The 1,016-nt window shown below is 71.7% G+C and carries 1 protein-coding gene; it reads left to right on the forward strand.

The window, feature by feature from the left end:
• Positions 1-1,016, forward strand: a 1,016-nt coding sequence (locus V9L18_RS21980; RefSeq protein ID WP_337349266.1) for an L-idonate 5-dehydrogenase, incomplete at its 3' end; no start/stop codon positions are given.

Here is a 1,016-nt window from a genome sequence, read left to right on the forward strand (position 1 = left end):
CTGCCTGTGCCGGGTCTGCCGGTGTCGGGTTTGGCGGTGGTGGCCCATGCCAAGGGGGATCTGCGCATCGAGGAGGTGCCGTTGGCGGCGCCGGGCCCGGGTGAGGCCGTTATCGAGGTGGCGTTTGGCGGGATCTGCGGGTCGGACCTGCACTACTGGTTGCACGGGGCGGCGGGGGAGTCGGTCCTGAAGGCCCCGCTGGTGCTGGGTCATGAGATTTCCGGGACCGTGGTCCGTGCCGCGGCCGACGGGACAGGCCCCGCCGCGGGGACCCCGGTCGCCGTGCATCCGGCCACGCCCGGGCCAGGTGCCGGGGATATCCGGTACCCGGCGGAGCGGCCCAACCTCTCACCCGGGTGCACGTACCTGGGGTCAGCGGCCCGGTTCCCGCATACCGACGGGGCGTTTGCCCGGTACGTGAACCTGCCAACCCGGATGCTGCGGGTCCTGCCCGCGGGCCTGGACCTGCGCACCGCGGCGCTGATTGAGCCCGCCGCGGTCGCCTGGCACGCGGTGGCCCGGGCGGGGGACGTGGCCGGGAAGACCGCGCTGGTGATCGGGTCCGGCCCGATCGGCGCCCTGGCCGTCGCCGTCCTCAAACGTGCCGGCGCGGCCCGGATCACCGCCGTCGACATGCACCCCAAACCGCTGGAAATCGCCACCGCCGTCGGAGCCGACCAGGTGATCACCGCCGGTGATGCGGACGCGATCGCGGTGGTGCAGGCCGACGTCGTGATTGAATCCTCCGGCAACCACCACGGACTTGCCTCCGCGATCCAGGGCGCCGCCCGCGGCGGGACCGTGGTCATGGTCGGACTCCTCCCCACCGGACCCCAGCCGGTCCTGATCTCCCTGGCCATCACCCGGGAACTGGACCTCAAAGGCTCCTTCCGGTTCAATGACGAGATCGACGACGTCATCACCGCCCTCACCGACGGCACCCTGCACATCAACCCCGTCATCACCCACGACTACCCGGTGGACCAGGCCCTCGAAGCCTTCGACGTCGCCCGCAA

The sequence above is a fragment of the Pseudarthrobacter sp. CCNWLW217 genome, assembly GCF_037203985.1.
GTDB lineage: Bacteria > Actinomycetota > Actinomycetes > Actinomycetales > Micrococcaceae > Arthrobacter.